Genomic DNA, 22485 nt, shown 5'->3' on the forward strand with positions numbered 1-22485 from the left:
GGGTCCTTCCGGCACGCATCCTCACACTCAGCGAACTCATCCAACATGAACGGCGGCTGGACATTCTCCGCCAACTGCTTCCACGAATCCACCGTGCCGGCCTCGAGATCAACCACGGCCTCAAACGACCGCGCTACCGCACGATCCACCAACACCGCATCAGCCTCACGCCGAACCGGAACACCGGCCCGCAAATCCTCCTTGGACGGCTCACGCAACTCCACACTAATAAACCGGAACGACTCAGCCGCAGCAGGCCCCTCCTTCAACACCGCCACCGCACGCGCGATCTCCACCCGCGACAACGGATCCAACGGATGCGAAACACCCACCAAAACCTCAGTATCAGCATTCAAAGTCACAACTAACTCCTTTGTTTCCTGGGAAGGGACGCCAGCTGACGGTCCGCAGGCCCTGGGAAGCGGTGTGTCTACATCCCGCAGGGCCCGGTGTTACTCATCAGGGCGACACGTACAAAACGCGCCATTGATGCGCCGGAACCGTTCAGCATTGTCCGGAAATGGTCATCAAGGCCGATGGAACGGAGCGTAACGAGCACCGTTGGCCCGGTGGGGCCGGCGGCGGTCGTACGTTGCCTGGCATGCCCTGGTTTCCAGGGACTCAGAAAAGCTCTGCGATGAGCCCGTCTGCTGTGATGCCAGTCACCCGCATTCCTTTCATGCAGCAAAACTACGCCATGAATTTCTTTGATGCGAGCGATTTATTGAGAATTACCTGAGAAATTATCCGACATTAATTCCCACTGTAGTTAACATTTTGGAAACATCGGCGAAACATGCTGCCGTGCCGGGGAAACGCCATGTGGCCCACCACCGCACGAAGACAGCTGAAGGCCCTGACGGTCCCATGCCACTCCGTGGTGGTCATGTGCCGTCAGGGCCTTCAGCTGCATTTGTTGGGCCACGGGCCTGCGAGGGAGCGGCGCACGAAGCCCGAGCGGGTCTTTCGCGCGCCGTTCCCGCCCGCTTCCTACGGGGTGGGATCCAGTACCCTTTCCTGCTCGGTTGCGTCGACGGTCTGCACCGTTTCCTCTATGGGTTCGCCGTGGGGACGTCGCTTCTCCCGCTGGGAGTAAAGCCAGATGGGCAAGTACAGGGCAAGGACCAGGAAGCCTACCCAGGTTGATGTCCAGCCGATCTCCAAGCTGTTCAGGTAGACCACGCCCACCACGCAGAACGGCACGTTGAACAGGCCAAAGACCAGGGCCACATGCTTCCAGCCCTTCGGCGCCTTGAACGGACGCTCCAGGTTGGCAAAGGCCGGGTGCTTCTTTGCCCGGACGTAAGCCAGCAGGCTGATCCCGTTGGCGAGTGTGTAGCCGATGGCCGAGGCTGCGAGGATGGCGGCCGCGTTGCCCATGGAGATGAGGACCAGGTTGAACGCACCGATGATGAGCATGGCCACGAACGGTGTTCCCTGGCGGTTGGTCTTTCCAATGAAAGCCGGCAGGTTTCCTTCGGTTGACATGGAGTGCATGGCCCGGGATGAACCCAGGTAGGCCGTTTGGATGATCAGGACCATTGCCGCAACCAGCATGATGATCGTGACGATCGAACCGGCCTGGCCAAAGACTGCCTGGGCTACCGGGATCAGCGGAGATACGGCTTGGGCCTGCACGCCATCAACACCAAGGACGCCAATGACGGCGGTTTGCAGGAGGACGTAGAGCACCAGGCAAATCAGGCCACAGGCCAGCAGCGCCTTGGGGACGTCCTTGGCCGGGTTCTTGTATTCGGGTCCGTAGATTGCCGCCGTTTCCCAGGCGCAGGCGCTCCACTGCGAGATGGCAAAGATGCCGAAGAGCATCAGGATGTGGTGCAAGTCCCAGCCCCAATCGGACGGCCACCAGTTTCCGGTGATGTTGGACATGTCAACGTGGCCCGTGGCGAACGGTGCGACAGCCAGGACCACCAGCGGAATCAGCGAGATGGCAGCCAGGATGTACCCGAGAATGGCGCCGTCCTTCAGCCCGAACCAGTTAACCACATACAGGCCACCAAAAATCACGACACCGGAGATCAGGGCAAGCTGGTATTCGCTGAACGTCTCCCCCAGCACCGGGAACAGGCCGTGCAAATAGCCGCCCACCAGGATGGCGAAGATGGCGAGAATGGGATTCCATCCGAACCAGTAGCTCCAGGCGGTGAACCCGCCGATCAGCTTGCCCTTGTCGTACTTGCCCTTGAAGTCTTCATTGCGGAAGACCAACTGCGCAAATCCAGGCAGTCCTGATGCCTTGGGAAAAGTGGTGGCCATCTCGGCGTAGGCAGCGTTTTGCAGGAAGCCCTGAAGCACCGAAATCGCCCAGATGAGGATGGCCGCGGCAGACACATACATCGGCAGGTATCCCAGGGAGGGCAGGATCAGCAGGGGCACGCCCAGGGCAATGGCCATGCCCTGCTTCCAGTTGATCGACCTCTTCAGATGGTCGACGCCATCTACACGATTTTCACTCATAACATCTCCTTGATGTACTGACAGCAGGTGGCCGCGCGGCATCGATCCCGGCCCGGTGGAAGCGTGGAAAGCATCCGCGGACACGCAAAAGAGTCCGCGGGAAGGGGAATCCCAGGCAGGGAGGCGCGAAATGGTCACAATCGGTGGGATCCCGGGGCCGGTGAAACAACGGTCGCGCACCCGGAACCAGGCTTTGAGGCAGGCCGGGACGTCACCGCTTCGCCGGCGGTAACGGCCCCGGAATCTGCAGGCGGTGCCGGCCGGAGATCGCCTCAACCCCGGTGGGGGTGGAAGGAAACCACCGGCAAACCCGGCACACTCTGCTCCAACGGATTTGACCGGTTCAACTTCGAACACAGCCAGTGTGATGCGGGTCACTTGCATTCATTGATGGATCAAAACTACGCCGTTGAAAGCAATTTCGCGAGGCGTTTATCAAGAATTAAGTGAGAAATTAGATGGAGTATTTTCCCAACCCAGTTAACATGCTGGAAACATACCTGAAACATGCCTGAGAGCATTCCGGGAGTTGTAAAGACGACCATGATGGTGTGGCAGGAAACAAAGACGGCGTCCGCATGCCGGGCATCAACTGCGGCATGAGGGGCATCCACGACCCTGTCAGTGGTGCAGTTGCATCTTCTGGAGCACCGTCGCGGAGATCTCTTCGACGGACATGGAAGCCGAGTTCACGTAGGGAATGTTGTTGGCCCTGTACATGTCCTCGGCGTTGCGGAGTTCAAAGGTGCATTGCGGCAGCGAGGCATAGTTGCTCCCGGGACGCCGTTCCTGCCGGATCTGGCTCAACCGGACCGGCTGCGACGTGAGGCCGAAACATTTGGTTGCGAACGGCAGCAATGGCCTGGGCAGCGAAAGGGTTTCGAAGTCTTCTTCCACCAACGGGAAGTTGGCGGCAAGGATCCCATGCTGCAGCGCCAGGTACATCGTGGTGGGAGTCTTACCGCACCGGGAGGGGGCGATCAGGATCAACTCCGCGCGTTCCAGCGCCCGAAGCGACTGGCCGTCGTCGTGCTCTATGGCGTATTCGACGGCGGCCATCCGCGACTGATACCGGACGGCGTCACCGACGCCATGCGCCTGGCCTGGGAGGCCATTGGCCGAGGAGCCGAGTGCTTGCTCCAGCTGACCGATATGGGCGCCGAACAAATCGAAAAAGTGGCCTGTGCTTTGTGACAGGACGGCACGGACGTCGGGGTTCACCGTCGTCGAGAAGACCAAAGGCCGCGGCCCGGCAGCAGCCACCCGGTCGATGACAGCTACGACGTCGTACGCCTGTTCCACCGTGGTGATGAAGGGAATGGTGCGACGTTCCAGTCGTTGGGCCGGGAACTGGGTCAGCAGCGTGTTGCCGAGGGTCTCGGCCGTGATTCCGGTGCTGTCGGAAAGGAAGAACACCGTGGGGGCGGGCTGGGTGCCAGCCCCCACGGTGTGGTGGTCGACCATTTAGACGGCGGCACGGGTGCCGGTGCGGGCCAGGCGGAGCCAGGTTTCGGTGACGGCGTCCGGGTTCAGGGAGATGGAGCTGATGCCCTGTGCCAGGAGCCATTCGGCGAAGTCCGGGTGGTCACTGGGGCCTTGGCCGCAGATACCGACGTACCGGCCTTTGCGGCGGCAGGCACTGATCGCCATTTCCAGCAGCTTGGTCACGGCGGGGTTGCGCTCATCGAAGCCTTCGGCCACGAGGGCTGAGTCGCGGTCCAGGCCCAGGGTGAGCTGGGTGAGGTCGTTGGATCCGATGGAGAACCCGTCGAAGTACTCCAGGAACTCATCTGCCAGGAGGGCGTTGGCCGGAAGTTCGCACATCATCACGATCTCCAGGCCGTTCTCGCCGCGGCTGAGCCCGTTGGCCGCGAGCAGCTCGATGACGCCGCGGGCCTCGTCCAGGGTCCGGACGAACGGGACCATGAGCTTGATGTTGCTCAGGCCCATTTCGTTGCGGACGTATTTCAGGGCTTCGCATTCGAGCTCGAACGCCTGCCGGAAGGATTCTGACAGGTACCGGGAAGCGCCCCGGTAGCCGATCATCGGGTTCTCTTCCTCGGGTTCGAACGCCGGGCCACCAATCAGGTTGGCGTACTCGTTGGACTTGAAGTCCGAGAGCCGGATGATCACCGGTTCCGGGGCGAACGCCGCGGCGATGGTTGAGATACCCTCGGCCAAACGCTTGATGTAGAAGTCCCGCGGGCCGTCGTAAGCGGCGGTCTTCTCCCGGATCTGCCGCACCGTGAAGTCATCCAGGGTCGCAGGCCGGGCCACTTCGCCGGCCACGGCGAGCAGCGCGTTGGGGTGGATACCGATCTGCCGGTTGATAATGAATTCCAGCCGGGCCAGGCCAACACCGTGGTTGGGGAGCTTGGCGAAGCTGAACGCCTGTTCCGGGGTGCCGACGTTCATCATGATCTTCACCGGAGCCTCGGGCATGGTCTCCAACGACGTTTCCTGAAGCGTGTACTCCAACAAGCCCTCGTAGACCAGCCCGGCTTCGCCTTCGGCGCAGGAGACCGTGACGGGGGTGCCGTCCTTGAGGATCTGGGACGCGTACCCGGTTCCGACGACGGCGGGGATGCCCAGTTCACGGGCGATGATCGCAGCGTGGCAGGTCCGCCCACCCCGGTCCGTGACGATCGCCGCGGCTTTCTTCATGATCGGTTCCCAGTCCGGGTCCGTCATGTTCGCCACCAGCACGTCGCCCTCCTGAAAGGATGCCATCTGGTCGATCGAGGACAACACCCGCACCTGCCCGGCGCCGATCCGCTGACCAATGGCCCGGCCTTCAACCAGCACAGTGGACCGCTCGGCAAGCCGGTAACGGGACACCGAGCCCGCGGCCTTGCGTGACTCGACCGTTTCCGGGCGGGCCTGCAGGATGTAGAGTTCCCCGTCCACCCCGTCCTTGCCCCACTCAATATCCATCGGACGGCCGTAATGGGCCTCGATGGCCAGCGCGTGCCGGCCCAACTGCTCCACCTCGGCATCGGACAGGCTGAAGCGCTTCCGCAGCTCCGGGGCCACCGGGATGAAGTCCACGGTGCGGCCCACCTCACGGGACTCGGTGTAGACCATCTGGATGGCCTTCTCCCCCAGCCCCCGCTTCAGCACGGCCGGACGCCCGGCCACCAAGGCAGGCTTGTGGACGTAGAACTCATCCGGGTTCACCGCACCCTGGACCACGGCCTCACCCAGACCGTACGAGGACGTAATGAATACCGCGTCCTGGAAACCGGTCTCAGTGTCCATGGTGAACATCACCCCGGACGCGCCGACATCGGAACGGACCATCCGCTGCACACCTGCCGACAAAGCAACTTCCGAGTGTGTGAAGCCGTGATGGACGCGGTAAGCAATCGCCCGGTCGTTATACAGGGACGCAAACACGTCCTTGATCGCCACCAGGATGTTCTCAATACCGTGAATGTTCAGGAACGTTTCCTGCTGGCCGGCGAAGGAAGCATCCGGCAAATCCTCAGCCGTCGCAGACGAACGCACAGCCCACGACACGTCATCGCCGTGCTCCTGGGTTAGGCGTGCATACGCGGACCGGATTTCATCTTCGAAACCCGCAGGAAACGGCGTTACACGGATCAGATCCCGGATCTGCTGGCCGACACTGGCCAAAGCGGCCACATCGCCGCTGTCCAGGCCCTCCAGAATATTCACGATCCGGGCATCCAGCCCGGATCCACTCAAGAACCGCCGATAAGCATCGGCCGTGGTAGCAAAACCGTCCGGAACCTTCACCCCTGCAGAGGCGAGGCTGCCAACCATCTCGCCAAGAGAAGCGTTCTTGCCGCCAACCTGGTCAAGGTCGGACAGGCCAAGATCGGAAAACCAGAGAACGTCAGTCATAAATGGTGTCCTTCGTTGGGCACGCGCTGACAAGCGCTGAAATATAGGGTGATGCAAGAGTGGGCGGATCACCTGCGAAGAAGCAAACGGATGTGACCAGCACAACTTAACGCAATCGTCATGAAAGACCCATGACTTTGCGAAAGAGCGCAAACCCCTTAAGGGCAACAAAGCACGACGGCGGGAGGCCGCTTTGGTTCCCGGGGAACCGAAACCGGCCTGCCGCCGTCGTTCACTCGTTCCTGGGTCCGCCAGTGGCGGACGTCAGCCGGCCGCCTTGACCACCAGGGCCTTGATCCTGGCCTCGGTGGCATCGTCCAGCGAGGTGATGTTCCAAGCGACGGGGTGCATGTGGGCTCCCTCCTCATGGGCAGGATTCACCACTTCCCCAAAGCCGAAGACGATATATTCCTTGTCCGGTTTGATGTAGCAAACATCCTTGCCGTCCTTCACGTAGAACGGCAGTCCCCAGCGGACGATAGGCTCCAGGGACGGCGCGTTGTCCCTGATGATCCGGTGCAGGCGTTCGCCGATCTCCCGATAGGGTGCCGGAGCCTCGCCGAGTTTGGCGAGGACTGCTGCATCGCCTTTCTTCGTAAACATGGTGTCGCGGCCTCCTTGGGGCGGATTGCGGGTCAACGGGCAGTATGGAAAGGATAGCCGCAGGCCCAACGGTCGACGAAGCTACGCTGCCTCATCATCCTCGCTGTCGAGAATGCGACGGATCCTGGCAATGTCCAACGATTGGTTGCCCCACTGGAGGTTCAACTCGTACAGGGCCCTGCGGCAGTTGTCACACATGGCTTCTCCAGGGATGGTCCGGCGGGTTGGACCGTGCCGTCAGGGACGGACAGGTGGGGATTTCGCCGTCGAAACCCCCGGGCCCCAGTCCTTCACGCGCAAGGTCGTGGAGCAGTTGGTGGTAGCTGGAGAGTGCCAAGGCCGGAAGCTGATGCAAAGAAGCCAACGTCGCTTGCGGCCTGTCCACGCGGAACAGGGCCAGCAGCGCCTGGTCTTCCTGGGCGTCATTCAGGGCCCGGTAGGTGCCTACGGGGCACTCCCTCACAAGTGCCTGAGCGTAGAGACTCAGCTGGCGGGGCGGCGTCTGGTTGCCGGCCCGCCGCCAAATGGTGACTGTATCTTCGTGGTCCACGATGACCCTCGATTCCCTGGTTGTCCGCGGAACCGGCCCCCGTCTCAGCCCCTCTGATGTGTCTAGTATATGAACATTTAATGTCACAGTTCAAGAGTGAATTAGGTTTAAAGGTACTGTTCCAGGTATAGGGTAATCACCATGGTCATGCACTTCCCCGCCTCCGACGGCGACGCCGAGGCGGACACGCCTGCCCACCATCACGAGGCCACCGAGCGGTACTCTCAAGAGCTGCGCACCCTTCTGGATGGAGCGCTCAAAGATTGAATTCCTCCCGCGCCGAACAATCAGTGCCTGCCGTCCTCTACGATATTTCCGACCTTGAGCGGCGCCTTCGTGGCGCAGCCAGTCCGGGCGAGCGGATGATCGTCGGGTTGGTGGGGGCTCCGGGCGCGGGCAAATCCACTCTTGCCGAACGCCTGGCCGAGCAGTTTGGCCCAGACGGCGCCGTCGTTCCCATGGATGGATTCCACTTGGCGAACTCCATCATCGACGGGACGCCGCTGCGGGAACGGAAGGGCGCGATCGACACGTTCGACGTCGGCGGGTATCTTTCCCTGCTTCAACGGCTGCGGCGCAACGATGAGGATGTCATCTACGCGCCTGCCTACCGCCGGGGCCTTGAAGAGCCCGTAGCGGCATCCATCGCTGTTCCCAAGTCGACCACTTTCGTCTTCACGGAAGGCAATTACCTCTTGGCCCGGCAGGGCCGCTGGAGCGAAGTCCGCAGTTACCTGGACGAAGTCTGGTTCGTTGAGACATCACAGCAGATCCGTGTGGCCCAGCTCATCCAACGACACGTAACCTCCGGAATGGCACCGGCTGATGCTGAAGCCTGGGCGAATGGTCCGGATGAAGCCAACGCGCGGTTCATCGAGTCAACGAGGAATTTCGCCGACCTCGTTGTCAGGCGGCGCTAGGGTTCGCGATCTGCCCGGTCCCGGTCCAAGTCGATGACCAGCGGGTTATTTGGCCGCGTCTTCCGGGAGCGTGCTGAGAATGCTCTGGACGCTGGTCTGCAAGTGTTCCCTCATAGCCTTGTCGGCCGCGGCTGCGTCACCCGCTTTGCAGGCCTCCAAAATACGGCTGTGCTCGTCATCCAACTGGGGCGAAGGGCTGCTGGTCGTCGCATAGATCTGCAGGTATGCCGATGAGGATCCTCGCAGGTTGTCGATCAATTCCACCAGCTGCTCCATGCCGGAGAGCCTGTATAGACCCATGTGGAACTGGTGGTTCAATTCCACATACCGGTCCGGATCCGTGCACTGGGTCATTTCATCGATGATCGCCTGGAGGGGTGCGGCATCGTTTTCGTGGAAATTGCCGGCAGCATGCCTGACTGCGAGGGCTTCCAATTCCGTGCGAATGGCGTACTGCTCGCGCAACTCCGCAACCGAGGGGGCGAAGACCGTAGCGCCCCGCTGCGGTGAATGGCGCACCAATCCCTCATGCCGAAGGATGGCAATGGCTTCGCGCACCGGAGTGGTACTCACGCCAAAACGGGCGGCCAGTTCGTTCTGGCGCAGCTTCTCCCCCGGCGCGATCCGCCCAGCGGCGATCTCGGCGCGGAGTTCGGCCGCGATCGCCCCCGCAATGGTGGTTGAGCGGAGCTGACCCGTGACTGTTGACATGGGCCAAGTATCGCAGGCAACTAGGACTTGAGACAATATGCATATTCGACATTGACCACTTCGGAAAATATGCATATTGTCAGTTGTGTTGCGGCAAGGTTGCCGCGACCTACTGCGAAAGGAATCCCACGATGCAAGGACTCCGGGTCCCGAACGCCCCACAATGGCGGATTGCCGTCATCCAGGGCCCTAACATGTCCGCTCTCGGTAAACGAGATCCTGGCCTCTTCGGCTCTGTAAGGTCCTTGGAAGACCTGAACGATCAGCTGGATGGTTTTGCCGCGAAGATCGATGTTGAACTCCGACATTTCTCGTCAAACATCGAGGGGGAAATCCTCAACTTCATCCATGACAGCGATGACGTTGACGCGTTCATGATCAACCCCGCCGGACTCACGATGTTCGGCATGGCCACCCGTGACGCGCTCCTGGATTCCGGACGGCCCTACCTTGAGGTTCACTTCGCCAACCTCGCCCAGTGGTTCAGCACCTCCGGCACTCCGGACGCGAAATCCATCTTCAGCCATGGGGCGTCCGGAGTCATGGAGGGCCTGCGGCATCACGGCTATGTCGGTGGAATGCTCGCGCTCACCCTCGCCCTGGACGACCAATCGTTCCTGGGCAAAACCGCTCGTACAAACACCCACCGGAAGGAGTCCTGACATGACCACCTGCACCCAGTCCCCCACCGTTCCCGCCACATCCGGTGCCGCAGACGGGCTGCCGATAGGGCCGCCGTCGAAAATCATTTGCGTTGGGTTGAACTACCGCGACCACGCCACCGAGGCAGGCCTCGGCGCGCCAACCCGCCCCCTTCTCTTTGCCAAGTGGCCGAATACGCTTGTTGGCAATGGCAGTGAGATCCTGGTGCCCGAGGGCCTGCGCACCGACTACGAAGCAGAACTGGCCGTTGTCATCGGCCGACGGGCTCGGAACATCCCAAGCGAAGAAGCCCTTGACTACGTGGCCGGCTACCTCTGCGCCAACGATGTTTCCGCAAGGGAACTGCAGTTCGACGACGGCCAGTGGGTTCGCGGCAAAAGCCTGGACACGTTCTGCCCCATAGGTCCGGCCATGGTCCCGGCTGACCAGGTCCCGGACCCCCAGAACCTGGGGATCAAGCTCTGGTTGAACGGAATCCTCATGCAGGACTCCACCACAGCCAACATGATCTTCAGCGTTGCCGACATTGTCAGCTTCGTCTCGCAGACAGCCACGTTGGAGCCTGGCGACCTCATCCTGACTGGCACGCCCGCCGGCGTGGGCGTCTTCCGCAACCCTCCCGTCGGCCTGAAGGACGGCGACGTTGTCACCGTGGAAATCGAAGGCGTCGGTAAACTCACCAACCGCGTTAAGTCCGTTCAACGCTCGACGGCGCACGCTGGCCAGCGCGACTGAAGGAACCATCCATGCAACTCAACGGAAAAGCTGCCCTCATAACCGGCGGCGGCCAGGGAATCGGCGGCGGAATCACCCGGCGGTTCCTCGAGGAAGGCGCAAGGATCGCCATCGTGCAACGCCGCCCGCTGGAGGAACCCCTGGCCAGCCACCCGAACGTGCACTTGATCCAGGCGGACCTGACCGACATGGCGGCGATCCCTACCGCCGTCGAACAAGCAGCCGGGCACCTGGGTGCCATAGACGTCCTGGTCAACAACGCCGGCATCATGTTCGAGCGTGGCGTGGAGGACATCCTGCCCAGCGAATGGGATCTCATGATGGCCCTGAATCTGCGGGCGCCACTCTTCCTGATCCAAGCCGCACTTCCCCACCTCCGGCGCAGCGGCGGCGGAAGCATCATCAACGTCGGCTCGATCGAGGGACTCGCTGCCAATCCTGGGCACGCTACCTACTCAGCCTCGAAAGCCGGCCTCCACGGAATGACGAAGGCGCTGGCCGTCGATCTGGGCGCAGACGGCATCCGTTGCAATGCCATAGCCCCGGGATGGATCGCTTCCGAACTCAGCGAAAAGTACCTCGACGCCCAAGCCGACCCGGTTGCTGCCCGAGCGGGGCTTAGGGCCTTGCACCCGGCCGGCCGCATCGGGCAACCGGGGGACGTCGGGGACCTGGCCGTGTTCCTGGCCAGCGACCGCGCGGGATTCATGACAGGTGAGGTGCTGGTCCTGGACGGAGGACGGATGGCGAAGCTTCCACTGCCGTTTTAGGCCGGCAGGGCATTGACTCGCTGCTTGCGTTGGCAAAGACTGGTGAACCTGTCCCCCAGCCACCTGCTGAAAGCCCGCAAATCGCGGTCAGGAGGAAGCAATGTCCACGATCACCGTGTTCGAAAGCGTCACCTTGGACGGCGTCATGCAGGGTCCGGGCCGCGCCGATGAAGACACAAGGAACGGCTTCACCCATGGTGGCTGGGCGAACGGTTTCCAGGACGAGGTGTCCATGAGCTACGCAGGCGAGGGCATGAGCGCCGGCGGGGGCCTCCTTTTTGGGCACCGCACTTACGACGACGTGTTGGGGCACTGGACCTCCGTGGGGCCCAACCCCTTTGTTGACGTGCTGCTTGGTTCGGACAAGTTCGTCGCCTCCCGGAATCAAGAAGCCACGCTGCCCTACGGGAACAGCGAACTCCTTGCGAGCGACGCCGTGCAGGGCCTGGTGTCGCTCAAGGAGCGGTACCCAGCCGACCTCATGATCATGGGCAGCGGCGATCTGGTGCGCCAACTCCACGCCGCGGGCCTTGTGGATCGCTACAGCCTGCTGATCCATCCGATTATCCTCGGATCAGGAACCCGGCTCTTTTCCGACTCGACCCGTGCCGACCTTGAGCTCGCGCGCAGTCTTGTCACCACCACGGGCGTCATCATCGCCGAGTACACGGTAAGGCCGCCACGGTAGCCACTACGTTTCCACCCCCACCACACGATCCCGTTCGCCAAGGAGACCCATGCCAGCGATGTATACGTTCGATGTCTTCTCCAGCCTCGATGGCTTTGGCGCCGCAACAGGCAATTGGACCGGTTACTGGGGTAAACAGGGCCCGGAACTGTTGGAGCACCGTCTTGCCCAGTACAGCCAGGACCAGCGAATGGTGTTCGGAGCAACCACCTACCGGGCCTTCACGGAAATGCTCGCGGCCGACGGCTCCGAAGCGGAGGTCCACGATCCCTGGGTCACGGCAATGATCAACCTGCCCGCAACGGTTGTTTCAAGCACCCTGGAGGAACCCCTCGACTGGAACGATGCGACCCTGGTCAGCGGCGACGCAGTTGACGTTGTCGCGCGCCTCAAGAGCGAATCCAATGTTCCCCTCCGCTCCCACGGAAGCCTCGCAATGAATCGTTCACTCATGGCAGCGGGACTGGTGGACCGGCTGCAGGTAACCATCTTCCCCGTCATCACCGGTCAAACCGGACTCGGTCCGATCTTCAGGGACGCTCAGGACTTCGACCTTGAACTGATCGGCCACACGACCCTCGACGGCCACACCCAGGAACTGATCTATCGGCCCACGCTGCACGGCTGAAGCACCTGACTGCCCGTGGATATCCAAGGACAGCGGTGCCTCGATACCAAGTGACTAGTCCCGCACCTCCAGTTGGAAGCCGCATCGGCAGCGGAGCACGGGGTGCCGACCCTCACGGCCGGCGTCTTCGCCGTCCCGGTCTACCTGTTCAGGCACCGGCCTCCGCAGGCTGGCAGGGTGCGTTTCCATCACTTCCGGAAGGAAAGTCGTCGGCCACGTGGCTAGGCTGGACGGATGGCGACAGTTATCCTCGTGCGGCACGGCCGCACCACAGCCAATGCCACGGGACAGTTGGCAGGCAGGGCTCCGGGAATCAGCCTGGACCAGACCGGGCACGAACAGGCTGTCCGGACCGGAGAGCGGCTCGCGGCCGTTCCGGTGGTGGGGGTGGTTTCCAGTCCCTTGGAACGCTGCCTGCAGACCACCCAACACATCCTCGACCGCCAGCCCGGCAGGCCGCATGCACCCATCGATCCGGACCTCACCGAATGCGACTATGGCCAGTGGCAGGGACGCGCGCTCAGTGAGCTTGCGAACGAGGAATTGTGGCCGGTGGTGCAATCGCACCCGTCCGCCGTCGTGTTTCCCGGCGGTGAAGCCATGGCCGCGATGCAGGCGCGCTCGGTAGCAGCCATCCGCCGACACGATGCAGCCTTTGAGGCCGAGCACGGTGCCGGGGCCGTATGGGTGGCCGTCAGCCACGGGGACATCATCAAGTCCATCCTCGCGGACGCGCTCGGCATGCACCTTGATTTGTTCCAGCGCATCAATGTGGGCCCCGCGTCCGTGTCGATTGTCCACTACGGAGCCACCAGGCCCAGCGTTTATGCCACCAACACAGAGGCGGGCGATCTGTCCTGGCTCTCCAAAGGCATCCTGAGCGGCGACGCTCCGGTGGGCGGTGGCGCCGGGCAGAAGACTCCCTGAACTCCGTGTGCAAAAATACTCACATGCCTACGCGCGTTCACGAGTTCGATTGGCCTGACCGGGTTGTCATTGGCACCGTTGGCCTCCCCGGGGCACGCACGTTCTACCTTCAGGTGCGTGCCGGGAAACAGATGGTGAGTATCGCCCTTGAGAAGCAGCAGTCATCCCTGCTCGCGGAAAAGATCGACGAGATTCTCGACCAACTCATCACCGTGGAGGGCAACCCCTTCAGTGTCCCCAAGGGAACGCCCGTTGAACTCGTGGACAACGACCCGCTGGAGGAACCGCACGAGCAATTCCGAACCGGCGCCATGAGCCTGGGCTGGGATCCATCCACTGCCCAGGTGGTCATCGAGGCCTACCCCATCGCCGACGTCGATCCCGACGAGGAACCCCTTGAGGCGGAGGTCGCGGAGTTCGCCGAGATGATGGTGGTGCGCATGCCGGTCGGTGCGGCGCGCGCCTTCGCCAAGCGCACCCGCGAGATCGTGGCCGCCGGACGCCCGATGTGCGAGCTGTGTGGCTACCCCATCGACCCCGAGGGCCACACCTGCACGCCTCCCGAGGCCTGATGCGGGATCAGGACCTGCTGGCCGGTGAGCTGACGCTCACAGGCCGCATCACCACCGCATCGAACGCTACCTTCCTGGGCAGCATCGGCGACGTCCAGGTGGTTTACAAGCCCATTGCAGGCGAAAGTCCGCTATGGGATTTTCCGCATGGCACCCTCGCCTACAGGGAGGTGGCGGCGTACCTGGTCTCGGAGGCCTTCGGTTGGGACATTGTGCCGCATACGTGGCTGCGCGAGGGCCCCTTGGGCGAAGGCATGGTCCAGCTCTGGAAGCAGCAGGACCCAGACCACCCCGCCGTTGACCTGATGGCTTCCGACCATGTGCCCGAAACCGGCTGGAAACAGGTCCTCGAAGGGCAGGACGGGACCGGACAGATGGTGGCACTGGTTCATGAGGACACGCCGGCGCTCAGGCGGATGGCCGTGTTCGACATCGTGGCCAACAACGCTGACCGCAAGGGCAACCACGTCCTGGCCATGACGGATGGACACAGGCACGGCGTGGACCACGGGCTTACCTTTCACAGTGAGCACAAGCTGCGCACGGTACTTTGGGGATGGTTGGGTGACTCCCTGACCCCCGAGGAGCAGGACGGCATTGGCCGAGTCAACAAAGGACTTGACGGCGGCCTGGGCCAGGACCTCGCGGAACTGCTTCACGCCGAAGAGATCGAAGCGCTCTCTGCGCGCTGCGAACACTTGCTCGGGGCAGGGAGATTCCCGGCCCCGAGTGGCGAAATGTCCGCGGTGCCGTGGCCGCTGTTTTAGTGGGTTGACCGCTGTTCCAGGGTCACAGCCGGGCGAAAGCCTCCCCCAACCGCCGCACACCCTCGCGGATGTGCTCCTCGCTGGCCGCGTAAGACAACCGGACATGGTGTTCACCATGTTTTCCGAACTCGCTTCCCGGCCGCACCGCAACACCTGCTCCGCGCAGGTGCGCGCACAGCTCGACGGCGGTCAGGCCGGCGTCGTACCGGGGGAAAAGGTAGAACGCACCCTCCGGCGAGCTGGCGTGCAGACCCTCGATGTCCGCAAGCCCGTCAATCATGAGCTCGCGGCGGCGTGTGTACGCAGCATGCATTCGGCGAACATCCGGATCCGCGGTTCGCAGGGCCGTCAGGGCCGCGAGCTGGCTTGCCGTATTTACGGAACCATTGAAAGTGCCGTGCACCCGTGCAGCCGCAGCAATAACCTCCGGCGGCCCCCACAGGTAACCGACACGCCAGCCCGTCATCGCGTAGGACTTGGAGAACGTCTGGCAATAGATGGTCCGGCCCCGCAGGCTGTCCACTTGCAGCGCTGAAGTGAAGGGTTCGGGCGTGTAAACGAGGTCGCTGTAGGCCTCGTCGGAGAGAACCAGCGTGTCGGTTCCGGCCAGGAGCCCGCCCAGCGCTTCCAGTTCGACCTGTGTATGCACGATTCCGGTGGGATTGGAAGGGTTGCAGAACACAAAAAGCTTGGCGCCCAAGAGGGCACGGCCCAAGGCCTCGAGGTCCCAGTGCAGGTCTGTGCCCAAGGGGACGGGAACGCATACACCGCCGGCCATGCTGATCAGATCGGAATAAAGAGAGTACGTCGGGTCCGGAATGACCACCTTGTCCCCCGGGTTGACCAAACCCAGGATGGCGGCCGACAAAGCGGCAGTCCCGCCCTGGGTCACCAGGACATCTGCCGACTGGACAGCGTGGCCGGCCAGCACGGAAAGCTTCGCGGCAAGGGCCTCGCGAAGAACTGGTTCACCGAGCAGGGGCGCATAGTGCGTGTGGCCCTCGGCCAGGGCCCGGTTGGCCGCTTCCCTGATCTGGAGCGGCGTGTCGAAGTCAGGCTCGCCCATGGCCAGTGACACGAGGTCGCCCGTGGATTGGGGCTGCTGGACCCGCATGGAGGTGCTCAGGATGCGTTGCACAGCGTGGGAAGCCGGGACAGTGGTGGTGGTTTGGACGGCTGGAGTCATGGGGAGCTGATCCTGTTCTGGTTGGTGTGGTGCAGTTGCGGGGCCTCCAGCACTTCCTGGATGACGGCGTGGTCATGGCCCCCAAGACCCTGATTGACCGCTTCCTCAAAGAGGGCTGCGGATTCCCGGGCCAGCGGAAGGCGCGCACCCACGTCATCTCCCAAGGCAACGGCATACCGCAGGTCCTTGAGCTGGTTGACCGCGCTCCCGCCCAGCTCATAGGTGCGCCCCAGCAGCTTGTCTGCTTTGAGGTCGAGCACGGCACTGGATGCCAGGCCGCCTTTGAGGACTCGTGCGAGTTGACTGTCTGAGAGGCCGGATTTGCGTGCAAGGTGGAGGGCTTCGGCCAGGGAAACCAAGGTCCCGGCCACTACCAACTGGTTGCACAGCTTGGCAGCGGCGCCGGTCCCGAGGGGACCCATGTTCTCGATGGTGGTGGCAAAGGTCCGCAGCAGCGGAAGGAGGTCACCGAAGGTCTCCCGATCTGCCCCGACCATGAGGCTGAGCGTTCCCGCCGTGGCACCGGCATCGCCGCCGCTCATCGCGGCGTCCACCACCGTGATATCGAAGGGCGCCACCCGGGCGGCGAGCGCCCGTACCTTGTCAGGAGAGGTGGTGCTCAGGACAATGAGCCGGGCAGTTCCGTCGTGTTGCCACTGTTCCAGGACAGACGACGGCGTCAGCCGGTCCAGATGGTCAATGTCCGGTAGCGCAGAGAGGATGACCCGGGACGACAAGCGTTCCACTCCGTCGGCCACTTCAGCGTGGGGCCGGAGTTGCTCGGCCGTTTCCCTGGTGCGGTTCCAGACGCGGAGGCGATAACCGGCGTCGGCGATGTGGCCGGCGATGGGAGCGCCCATCGGCCCCAAACCGATGAGCCCTACCGTGTCTGCCGGGCCGCCCCCGGCGGGCTCACTCCAGTTCGCTGAGGTCATCAATGGTCTTCATTTCGGTTTCGCTCAACTCGAACCACATCACGTCCAGGTTCGTGGCCATGCGGTCCTGATGGGCGGACTTGGGCACTACCGCGACGCCGTGCTGTACGTTCCAGCGGACGATCACCTGGGTGACCGATGCGCCATGGGCTTGGGCGATTGCAGCCAGGCTTGGGTCGTCCAGTCGGGCACTCCTGAACGGGCTGTGGGCTCCCACCACCACTCCGCGTTCGGCGCAACCGGACAGGTAGCGGGCGCTGAAGTGGACGGGACTCCACTGCAGTTGTGCAACCTCCGGATAGACGCCGGTTTCGGCGTGCAACTGGTCCAACAGGCGCAACTGGTAGTTGCTGACGCCGATGGCGCGGACCAGGCCCTTCTCGCGGGCGCGAACCAGCTGCTTCCAGGCCGATACACCTGCACTCCCACCGGGGGGCCAGTGCATGAGCCAGAGATCAACGTAATCGGTGCCGAGGGCTTTGAGGCTGGCATGCAGGGTTTGGAACTCGTAGCCCACGGAGTCCGGCGGAAGCTTGGTGGTCGCGAAGACTTCTTCGCGGGGAACGTCCGTGCGGCGAAGTGCTTCTCCGACCGCGTCCTGGTTCTGGTAACGCGTGGCGGTGTCCACGCTGCGGTAGCCGGTTTGCAGCGCGTGGAGCACGGCTTCGGTAGCTTCGGCTCCTCGAAGCGGGTGGGTACCGAAGCCGATGAGCGGCATGTGCGTGCCCGCTGCGAGCTGCACAGTGGGTGCTGCGGTGAGTGTCTGCTGAGTCATGGATTTCCTTGGTGTCGTCAGGACCATTTGCGGGTCAGTAGAGATGGATCAGTCGCTGGGGAACGATGTTGAGCCGCTCGTGTCCGGAGCCCGTTACCAGCACCGTGGACTGGAAGGCGATGCCCGGTCCGCCGTCCAGGTTTGCCGCCGTGCGGATGGACAAGGCCATGCCCGGTTCAAGGACGTCGTTGGAGCCGGCCGAGAGCAGGGGCCTCCCGACGCCGGTTCCCACCGAATAGCCGATCACCGGATCCAGCCGTTCGGGTGCGACAGCTCCCTGCAAGCCCCGCTTGTAGGCTGCGTACACCTCATCGGCCCGGACGCCCGGCGCTACGGCCGCAATGGCGGCTTCGGTTGCGGCGGACAATGCATCGGCGGCACTTTTCAGGGAAGCGGAAGGCTGTTCGAAGACGATGGTGGTTCCGGCTGCTCCGGTGTACAGGCGGCTGAGTGGGTAGAGCGCGAAGGGAAGCGGTTGTCCCGGGTCAAGCACACCCGTCTCCGGTACCCGGCCAAGGAGCGTGACGAGGCTGTTCTTGGGGAAGTGTGAGGCCCGTGTAACTCCTGCACTGTGCTCCAACGGCGACCAGGCATCGCCGCCACCGGCACTGCGGAGCGAGCGGTCCACGTTGCGGACGATTTCGTAGGCCCGCAGTTCCGGTGTCATCCGGTCAACCACAGCGGTGTAGGCGATATCTGCGAGGTTGGCGGCTTCCCTGAGGAGGCGGAGTTCCTCGTCGTCCTTGATGCGGGCAGCGGCGTCCAGGATGGGTGCCGCGTCCACCGACTCCGCTTGCGAAAGAATGGCAGCAAGCGCCGGTCCATGTACCTGTGTCGCCTCACCCTCCAGCGCAACCCTCGAACCTGCGCCGAACGTACCGAGGTACATGGCCAGCACGGCCTGCCGTCCGCTGCCGCCAACGTCACCGATCGGCCAGTAGTCCGCGTTGCCTTGGTATCCGGAATGTTCGACGGCGGTCCGGTCGGCTTCGGAGGCGAGGAGCCTCAGTGTCCCGCTGGCTTCGAGGACCAACAGGGTTCCCGGCGCCGTAAAGGGCCGGATGTTGACGCCGGCCACGTAGGCGATGGCTGTCGCACTGCCGGCGATGAGCACGTCTGCGCGCGCTTCCTGCAGGTGCCGTGCCACGCGTTCGGCACGCTGTTGTACTGGATTGATGGTCAAAGGTGCCATGGAGAGGCCTCTCGTTTGGTGACTTTGGCGGACAGGAGGGCTTTCAGGTCAGTGCTCCACGAGGAGGCCCTTGGCCTTGAGTTTTTCGGCCAGGCCGTGGAGTTCGATCACCGTCTTACCGCCGGCACGGTGCTGGGCCATGATGGTCGCCTCGTTGTCCTCGCGTGCCTTGCAGCTTCGGATGACCTCTTCGGCGTCTTCGGGCTTGATGAGGACGATTCCGTCGGCGTCCCCCTTGAGGATGTCCCCTGGGTTCACGATCTGACCGCCCACGGTGATGGGGTAATTAACCGGTCCGAGGGTCTCCTTCACGGTTCCCTCAATGCAGACAGATCCGGAGAACACCGGAAAGCCGAGTTCGATGATTTCGGCACTGTCACGCACGCCGGAGTCGGTGACGAAGGCAGCGAGCCCCTTGGACTGGCAGGCCGTGGCGAGCACTTCACCGAACGATCCGGACTGTTCCAGCTCGCCGGCGTCCACGATCACCACATCGCCGGGTTGGGCGTAGGAGATGCCCACCTGGACCATGATGTTGTCCCCGGGCTGGGCCTTGACGGTGAAGGCCGGGCCGCAGAAGGACATGCCCGGGTGGAGCGGCTTGATGCGGTGTGACAAGGCGCCCTTGCGTCCCTGCGCTTCGTGGATGGTGGCGGAGGAGAATTCGTTGAGCCGGGCTACAACGTCGGCGGACGGGCGGTCTACTGTAGTGCGAACGTGGATCATGACAACCTGCTTTCAAGCGATATTTCGGGATGGTTCAGGGATTCGGGTGCCGTTTCCGGCTGTGGCGGGAGGCCGGCGTCGAAATTTCCGACGCCGTGGGCGTGCAGCGCCTCCCAGGTTCTTTGACGGAGCCGCGCAATGGACAGTTGCCGCTCCCGCTGGGAAAGCGAAGCTTGTTCGAGGGTCACGTGACGGAACCGGACGCGGTGCCCGGGACGCACTTGGGCCATCGCGTCCAGCGCTGGTCCGGTCAGGACGCCGAGCACCGGGTACCCCGCTGTGACGCCTCGGCCGCGGTGCAGGACCAGGAGCTCCGTGGTGGACGGTACCTCGATGGCTCCCACCGGGACACCGCGGGAAAGTACCTCGTCGGAGGAAATCCTGCTGGGAAGCACGCCGGCCAGCCGCAGGCCCACATGGTTGCTCCGCGGACTCACCACATACTCGTTACTGAACAACAGTCCAGCACTGGCGCCGAATTCGTCGATGTCCGGACCATCCGTCACATCGATGACCGGTGAACGGTCCATCCTGCGCTGCACCTGGCCCAACTGGAACAGGGGCAGGTCGAAGAGGGGGTGCTTCAGGGGCGCCGGCCGCGCGTTGCACGCGAGCCGCTGGTTCTTTTCCAGCCGCAGGCCGAATCCGAGCATGCTGTCCGGGGCACAGCTGCCCAGCAGCATGGGGACCGCGAACGAGCCGTGGACTGCCAGATAGCTGCGCAGCCCGATCGCGGCAGGGTCAACCGTGACTACCTGCCCGGCGCGAACGGAGAACGGGGTATGGTGCGGAACAGAATAGTCGTCCACACGTATCGTGGACGCTGCGCCGGCTACTGCCAGGAGCATGTCCGCTTCGGCAGCGAAGGACAACCTGCTTGCCGTCACCTCCAAAAGCGGGGCGTTGTCATGGTTTCCCACCAGGATGTTGGCCACACGCGCCGCGTATTGGTCCAGCGCGCCGTTGACCGAGAATCCAAGTGCCGGCCCATTGAACCGGCCAAGGTCGGTGACCACCGTCATGGCTGCGGAGAGAATCAACATCACAACGCCATCCCACTCAAACGGAGCCCGGAATAGTCGTCCCATTCGGCGGCCTCAATGGCCCTGAAGCGGATCGTGTCGCCCGGACGGTACGGAACCAAGGTGGGACTGGCCCAGTCCAGGACACTGACCGGAGAGAGGCCAATGAGCCGCCATCCGCTCGGCGCCCGCACGGGTCCCACCACGCCCTGCTTCCCGGCCACGGACACCGCATTGGCGGGAACTTCCAGCCGTGGATCAGGCAGGCGGGGAATCGGCCGCGTGAACGCCGGACCATCGATCATGCAGGAGGCTGCCGGACCGCCAAGGCACCTCACCACATGGTCCCTGGCAGTGTGGAGGGCGACGACTTCTTTTTCGCTGATGCCGAGGTGGCCGGCAACGAAGCCGAGGTCCGGGCCGTGCTCTCCGCCGTATACGACGGGCAGCGTGAAGTGGCGCGGTCTCCGTGCGGCTGCGCCGGGGGTGGCCAGTGCCTGTTGCACCAACGATTCGAAGCCCGCGGAAAGAGTGAGGAAGGATTGCAGCTCCGGGTCGAACTCGACGAGCAGCGAATCGTAGGTGGGCACGGTTCCGTAGACGCCTGGAAGTGGGTTGTTGGCCACCCACGAGGCAATCTTGTGCACGGCTTCCCATTGCTCTTCGAAAGTGGCATCCTCGACCAGCAGCCGGAAGGCCGCTTCGCCGGATGGGACAAGCCTGGTCTTCATGGGCGGGCCAGGGAGTTCTGACGCAGTGTTGCAGCGAGCGGGGCGATGGTCACTCCGGCGTCCAGCAGGGCATCGCGGACCCGCGTGGCCAGTTCTACGGCGTGCGGGCCGTCGCCGTGCAAAAGGATGGTGTCAACGTCGACGTCGAGCAGCTTGCCTTCGCGGCTCAGGACCGTGCCTTCGCTGGCCATACGCACTGTCCGTTCCACCACTGCGTCCAGGTTGTGGATGAGGGCTTCGGGATGGCTTCGTGGAGTGAGGGTTCCGTCGTCCTCATAATTGCGGTCGATCACGCCCACCATGCCAACCCGGATGCCGTGATTCGCTGCGGCGTCCACCACGGCGCCGGCCTGGGTGAGCACAAGGATGGAGGGATCGAACTGGGCCACGGCCTGCACCATCGCATCGGCATAGTCGGCCCGGGTGATCACCAGGTTGCCAAGCCGTCCATGCGGGCATAGATGCGTTACCGAGGTTCCGTGCGCGGCGGCGAACGCAGAGAGGGCACCGAGCTGGTACAGCACGTCGGTACGGACTTCTTCGGCAGTCAGGTCCATGGAACGCCTGCCGAAGCCCACCAGGTCCGGAAAGCTGGGGTGCGCGCCTATCCCAATGCCGCGGCGCACGCATTCTGCAACCGTGCGGTCCATGACCCGGGGATCACCGGCGTGGAATCCGCAAGCGATGTTGGCCGAGGTCACCAGATCAAGCAGGGCGTTGTCATCTCCCATGGTGTAGGCACCGAAGCCTTCGCCAAGATCGGCGATCAAGTCAACTGTGGTGGTCATCTGGCATCCGTCTCCGCTGTTCTTCGTGGGCCGGTTCCCCGTGGAGGGTTTGGCTTTGTGTTGAGAAAAACGTATGAGCCATCCGCCGTGAGCGCTAATACCCATTTCGCATACACGTATATAGCCCGCTTATGGAAAACAAGCGCGCATCGAATGTGTTGATGGAACACTTGACAAAGCCGGGAACGTGCAGGAAACAATAAAATATAGAATTCTTCGCAGCCATCGAACTGCGCTTCCTGCCCCACTTC

The 22485-nt window shown here is 63.0% G+C and carries 25 protein-coding genes and 1 pseudogene; 11 read left to right on the forward strand and 15 right to left on the reverse strand.

The annotated features are described in order from the left end of the window. Positions 1–362 (reverse strand): annotated as a pseudogene (locus ACIQT2_RS20755) (tyramine oxidase); the annotation flags it as partial. Positions 363–520: 158 nt separating this feature from the next. On the opposite strand from ACIQT2_RS20755, the gene ACIQT2_RS20760 reads away from it, so the two are divergent. Beyond that, positions 521–739 (forward strand): hypothetical protein, encoded by a 219-nt coding sequence (locus tag ACIQT2_RS20760; protein WP_402950314.1) that lies wholly within the window; start codon positions 521–523, stop codon positions 737–739. A gap of 251 nt (positions 740–990) precedes the next feature. Here ACIQT2_RS20760 and ACIQT2_RS20765 read toward each other — a convergent pair whose 3' ends face one another. The 5 genes from ACIQT2_RS20765 to ACIQT2_RS20785 form a co-directional block, all read right to left on the reverse strand. After that, the gene (locus tag ACIQT2_RS20765) at positions 991–2478 is read right to left on the reverse strand and encodes an APC family permease (RefSeq protein WP_402950317.1); all 1488 of its coding nucleotides are present in this window, start codon (positions 2476–2478) and stop codon (positions 991–993) included. 621 nt (positions 2479–3099) lie between these two features. Continuing rightward, entirely contained in the window at positions 3100–3942 is an 843-nt protein-coding gene (locus ACIQT2_RS20770; RefSeq protein WP_402950319.1) for a pyruvate, water dikinase regulatory protein, read from the reverse strand. Next, positions 3943–6345, reverse strand: coding sequence for a phosphoenolpyruvate synthase (ppsA, locus tag ACIQT2_RS20775; protein ID WP_402950321.1), 2403 nt, complete (start codon positions 6343–6345; stop codon positions 3943–3945). It lies immediately after the preceding gene. A gap of 264 nt (positions 6346–6609) precedes the next feature. Beyond that, positions 6610–6948 carry a DUF1801 domain-containing protein gene (locus ACIQT2_RS20780; protein WP_402950323.1) on the reverse strand — a complete coding sequence of 113 codons (339 nt, stop codon included), beginning with the start codon at positions 6946–6948 and terminating at the stop codon, positions 6610–6612. A 190-nt stretch (positions 6949–7138) separates the two neighbouring features. After that, on the reverse strand, positions 7139–7498 hold the full coding sequence (locus ACIQT2_RS20785; RefSeq protein WP_402950325.1) for a hypothetical protein: 360 nt from the start codon (positions 7496–7498) through the stop codon (positions 7139–7141). Between the two features lie 141 nt (positions 7499–7639). Here ACIQT2_RS20785 and ACIQT2_RS20790 point away from each other — a divergent pair, with 141 nt between their 5' ends. Next, entirely contained in the window at positions 7640–7765 is a 126-nt protein-coding gene (locus tag ACIQT2_RS20790) for a hypothetical protein (RefSeq protein WP_402950327.1), read from the forward strand. Beyond that, the gene (locus tag ACIQT2_RS20795) at positions 7762–8418 is read left to right on the forward strand and encodes a nucleoside/nucleotide kinase family protein (protein WP_402950330.1); all 657 of its coding nucleotides are present in this window, start codon (positions 7762–7764) and stop codon (positions 8416–8418) included. Before ACIQT2_RS20790 ends, ACIQT2_RS20795 begins: the two co-directional genes overlap by 4 nt. 45 nt (positions 8419–8463) lie before the next feature. Here ACIQT2_RS20795 and ACIQT2_RS20800 read toward each other — a convergent pair whose 3' ends face one another. Beyond that, on the reverse strand, positions 8464–9129 hold the full coding sequence (locus ACIQT2_RS20800) for a GntR family transcriptional regulator (RefSeq protein ID WP_402950333.1): 666 nt from the start codon (positions 9127–9129) through the stop codon (positions 8464–8466). Between the two features lie 131 nt (positions 9130–9260). On the opposite strand from ACIQT2_RS20800, the gene ACIQT2_RS20805 reads away from it, so the two are divergent. The 8 genes from ACIQT2_RS20805 (at position 9261) to ACIQT2_RS20840 (ending at position 14879) form a co-directional block, all read left to right on the forward strand. Continuing rightward, positions 9261–9791 (forward strand): type II 3-dehydroquinate dehydratase, encoded by a 531-nt coding sequence (locus tag ACIQT2_RS20805; protein WP_402950336.1) that lies wholly within the window; start codon positions 9261–9263, stop codon positions 9789–9791. A gap of 1 nt (position 9792) precedes the next feature. Continuing rightward, positions 9793–10527: a fumarylacetoacetate hydrolase family protein gene (locus ACIQT2_RS20810; RefSeq protein WP_402950339.1), complete on the forward strand. Its 735-nt coding sequence runs from the start codon at positions 9793–9795 to the stop codon at positions 10525–10527. Positions 10528–10538: 11 nt separating this feature from the next. Then, complete coding sequence (locus ACIQT2_RS20815) at positions 10539–11297, forward strand: SDR family NAD(P)-dependent oxidoreductase (protein WP_402950341.1); 759 nt, start codon at positions 10539–10541, stop codon at positions 11295–11297. 100 nt (positions 11298–11397) lie between these two features. After that, on the forward strand, positions 11398–11985 hold the full coding sequence (locus tag ACIQT2_RS20820) for a dihydrofolate reductase family protein (RefSeq protein WP_402950345.1): 588 nt from the start codon (positions 11398–11400) through the stop codon (positions 11983–11985). Between the two features lie 49 nt (positions 11986–12034). Next, positions 12035–12613 carry a dihydrofolate reductase family protein gene (locus ACIQT2_RS20825; RefSeq protein ID WP_402950348.1) on the forward strand — a complete coding sequence of 193 codons (579 nt, stop codon included), beginning with the start codon at positions 12035–12037 and terminating at the stop codon, positions 12611–12613. 234 nt (positions 12614–12847) lie between these two features. Further along, the gene (locus ACIQT2_RS20830) at positions 12848–13540 is read left to right on the forward strand and encodes a histidine phosphatase family protein (RefSeq protein WP_402950351.1); all 693 of its coding nucleotides are present in this window, start codon (positions 12848–12850) and stop codon (positions 13538–13540) included. Between the two features lie 23 nt (positions 13541–13563). Further along, positions 13564–14112, forward strand: coding sequence for a DUF3090 domain-containing protein (locus ACIQT2_RS20835; RefSeq protein WP_400336583.1), 549 nt, complete (start codon positions 13564–13566; stop codon positions 14110–14112). Next, positions 14112–14879 carry an SCO1664 family protein gene (locus ACIQT2_RS20840; protein ID WP_402950354.1) on the forward strand — a complete coding sequence of 256 codons (768 nt, stop codon included), beginning with the start codon at positions 14112–14114 and terminating at the stop codon, positions 14877–14879. The genes ACIQT2_RS20835 and ACIQT2_RS20840 overlap by 1 nt, the downstream gene beginning before the upstream one ends. A gap of 22 nt (positions 14880–14901) precedes the next feature. On the opposite strand, the gene ACIQT2_RS20845 is transcribed toward ACIQT2_RS20840, so the two are convergent. The 8 genes from ACIQT2_RS20845 to ACIQT2_RS20880 are packed head-to-tail and all read right to left on the reverse strand — an operon-like array spanning position 14902 to position 22234. Continuing rightward, positions 14902–16065 carry a pyridoxal phosphate-dependent aminotransferase gene (locus ACIQT2_RS20845; RefSeq protein ID WP_402950357.1) on the reverse strand — a complete coding sequence of 388 codons (1164 nt, stop codon included), beginning with the start codon at positions 16063–16065 and terminating at the stop codon, positions 14902–14904. Next, positions 16062–17000, reverse strand: a complete 939-nt coding sequence (locus ACIQT2_RS20850; RefSeq protein WP_402950360.1) for an NAD(P)-dependent oxidoreductase — start codon at positions 16998–17000, stop codon at positions 16062–16064. The genes ACIQT2_RS20845 and ACIQT2_RS20850 overlap by 4 nt, the downstream gene beginning before the upstream one ends. Continuing rightward, on the reverse strand, positions 16978–17775 hold the full coding sequence (locus ACIQT2_RS20855) for an aldo/keto reductase (RefSeq protein ID WP_402950363.1): 798 nt from the start codon (positions 17773–17775) through the stop codon (positions 16978–16980). The genes ACIQT2_RS20850 and ACIQT2_RS20855 overlap by 23 nt, the downstream gene beginning before the upstream one ends. A 34-nt stretch (positions 17776–17809) precedes the next feature. After that, positions 17810–18967 (reverse strand): M24 family metallopeptidase, encoded by a 1158-nt coding sequence (locus ACIQT2_RS20860; RefSeq protein WP_402950365.1) that lies wholly within the window; start codon positions 18965–18967, stop codon positions 17810–17812. A gap of 48 nt (positions 18968–19015) precedes the next feature. Next, positions 19016–19693, reverse strand: coding sequence for a 4-carboxy-4-hydroxy-2-oxoadipate aldolase/oxaloacetate decarboxylase (locus ACIQT2_RS20865; RefSeq protein WP_402950368.1), 678 nt, complete (start codon positions 19691–19693; stop codon positions 19016–19018). Further along, positions 19690–20736 carry a biotin-dependent carboxyltransferase family protein gene (locus ACIQT2_RS20870; protein WP_402950371.1) on the reverse strand — a complete coding sequence of 349 codons (1047 nt, stop codon included), beginning with the start codon at positions 20734–20736 and terminating at the stop codon, positions 19690–19692. The genes ACIQT2_RS20865 and ACIQT2_RS20870 overlap by 4 nt, the downstream gene beginning before the upstream one ends. Beyond that, positions 20736–21446, reverse strand: a complete 711-nt coding sequence (locus ACIQT2_RS20875) for an allophanate hydrolase subunit 1 (protein WP_402950374.1) — start codon at positions 21444–21446, stop codon at positions 20736–20738. Before ACIQT2_RS20875 ends, ACIQT2_RS20870 begins: the two co-directional genes overlap by 1 nt. After that, positions 21443–22234 carry a LamB/YcsF family protein gene (locus tag ACIQT2_RS20880; RefSeq protein ID WP_402950378.1) on the reverse strand — a complete coding sequence of 264 codons (792 nt, stop codon included), beginning with the start codon at positions 22232–22234 and terminating at the stop codon, positions 21443–21445. Before ACIQT2_RS20880 ends, ACIQT2_RS20875 begins: the two co-directional genes overlap by 4 nt. Between the last annotated feature and the right edge of the window lie 251 nt (positions 22235–22485).

The organism is Paenarthrobacter sp. NPDC090522, assembly GCF_044769225.1.
In the GTDB taxonomy this organism is placed as follows: domain Bacteria; phylum Actinomycetota; class Actinomycetes; order Actinomycetales; family Micrococcaceae; genus Arthrobacter.

Coding starts and splice junctions, on each gene's coding strand:
- ACIQT2_RS20760 (WP_402950314.1), top strand. CDS start 521: ATGGTCATCAAGGCCGATGGAACGGAGCGTAACGAGCACCGTTGGCCC.
- ACIQT2_RS20765 (WP_402950317.1), bottom strand. CDS start 2,478: ATGAGTGAAAATCGTGTAGATGGCGTCGACCATCTGAAGAGGTCGATC.
- ACIQT2_RS20770 (WP_402950319.1), bottom strand. CDS start 3,942: ATGGTCGACCACCACACCGTGGGGGCTGGCACCCAGCCCGCCCCCACG.
- ppsA (WP_402950321.1), bottom strand. CDS start 6,345: ATGACTGACGTTCTCTGGTTTTCCGATCTTGGCCTGTCCGACCTTGAC.
- ACIQT2_RS20780 (WP_402950323.1), bottom strand. CDS start 6,948: ATGTTTACGAAGAAAGGCGATGCAGCAGTCCTCGCCAAACTCGGCGAG.
- ACIQT2_RS20790 (WP_402950327.1), top strand. CDS start 7,640: ATGGTCATGCACTTCCCCGCCTCCGACGGCGACGCCGAGGCGGACACG.
- ACIQT2_RS20800 (WP_402950333.1), bottom strand. CDS start 9,129: ATGTCAACAGTCACGGGTCAGCTCCGCTCAACCACCATTGCGGGGGCG.
- ACIQT2_RS20805 (WP_402950336.1), top strand. CDS start 9,261: ATGCAAGGACTCCGGGTCCCGAACGCCCCACAATGGCGGATTGCCGTC.
- ACIQT2_RS20810 (WP_402950339.1), top strand. CDS start 9,793: ATGACCACCTGCACCCAGTCCCCCACCGTTCCCGCCACATCCGGTGCC.
- ACIQT2_RS20815 (WP_402950341.1), top strand. CDS start 10,539: ATGCAACTCAACGGAAAAGCTGCCCTCATAACCGGCGGCGGCCAGGGA.
- ACIQT2_RS20820 (WP_402950345.1), top strand. CDS start 11,398: ATGTCCACGATCACCGTGTTCGAAAGCGTCACCTTGGACGGCGTCATG.
- ACIQT2_RS20825 (WP_402950348.1), top strand. CDS start 12,035: ATGCCAGCGATGTATACGTTCGATGTCTTCTCCAGCCTCGATGGCTTT.
- ACIQT2_RS20830 (WP_402950351.1), top strand. CDS start 12,848: ATGGCGACAGTTATCCTCGTGCGGCACGGCCGCACCACAGCCAATGCC.
- ACIQT2_RS20835 (WP_400336583.1), top strand. CDS start 13,564: ATGCCTACGCGCGTTCACGAGTTCGATTGGCCTGACCGGGTTGTCATT.
- ACIQT2_RS20840 (WP_402950354.1), top strand. CDS start 14,112: ATGCGGGATCAGGACCTGCTGGCCGGTGAGCTGACGCTCACAGGCCGC.
- ACIQT2_RS20845 (WP_402950357.1), bottom strand. CDS start 16,065: ATGACTCCAGCCGTCCAAACCACCACCACTGTCCCGGCTTCCCACGCT.
- ACIQT2_RS20850 (WP_402950360.1), bottom strand. CDS start 17,000: ATGACCTCAGCGAACTGGAGTGAGCCCGCCGGGGGCGGCCCGGCAGAC.
- ACIQT2_RS20855 (WP_402950363.1), bottom strand. CDS start 17,775: ATGACTCAGCAGACACTCACCGCAGCACCCACTGTGCAGCTCGCAGCG.
- ACIQT2_RS20860 (WP_402950365.1), bottom strand. CDS start 18,967: ATGGCACCTTTGACCATCAATCCAGTACAACAGCGTGCCGAACGCGTG.
- ACIQT2_RS20865 (WP_402950368.1), bottom strand. CDS start 19,693: ATGATCCACGTTCGCACTACAGTAGACCGCCCGTCCGCCGACGTTGTA.
- ACIQT2_RS20870 (WP_402950371.1), bottom strand. CDS start 20,736: ATGTTGATTCTCTCCGCAGCCATGACGGTGGTCACCGACCTTGGCCGG.
- ACIQT2_RS20875 (WP_402950374.1), bottom strand. CDS start 21,446: ATGAAGACCAGGCTTGTCCCATCCGGCGAAGCGGCCTTCCGGCTGCTG.
- ACIQT2_RS20880 (WP_402950378.1), bottom strand. CDS start 22,234: ATGACCACCACAGTTGACTTGATCGCCGATCTTGGCGAAGGCTTCGGT.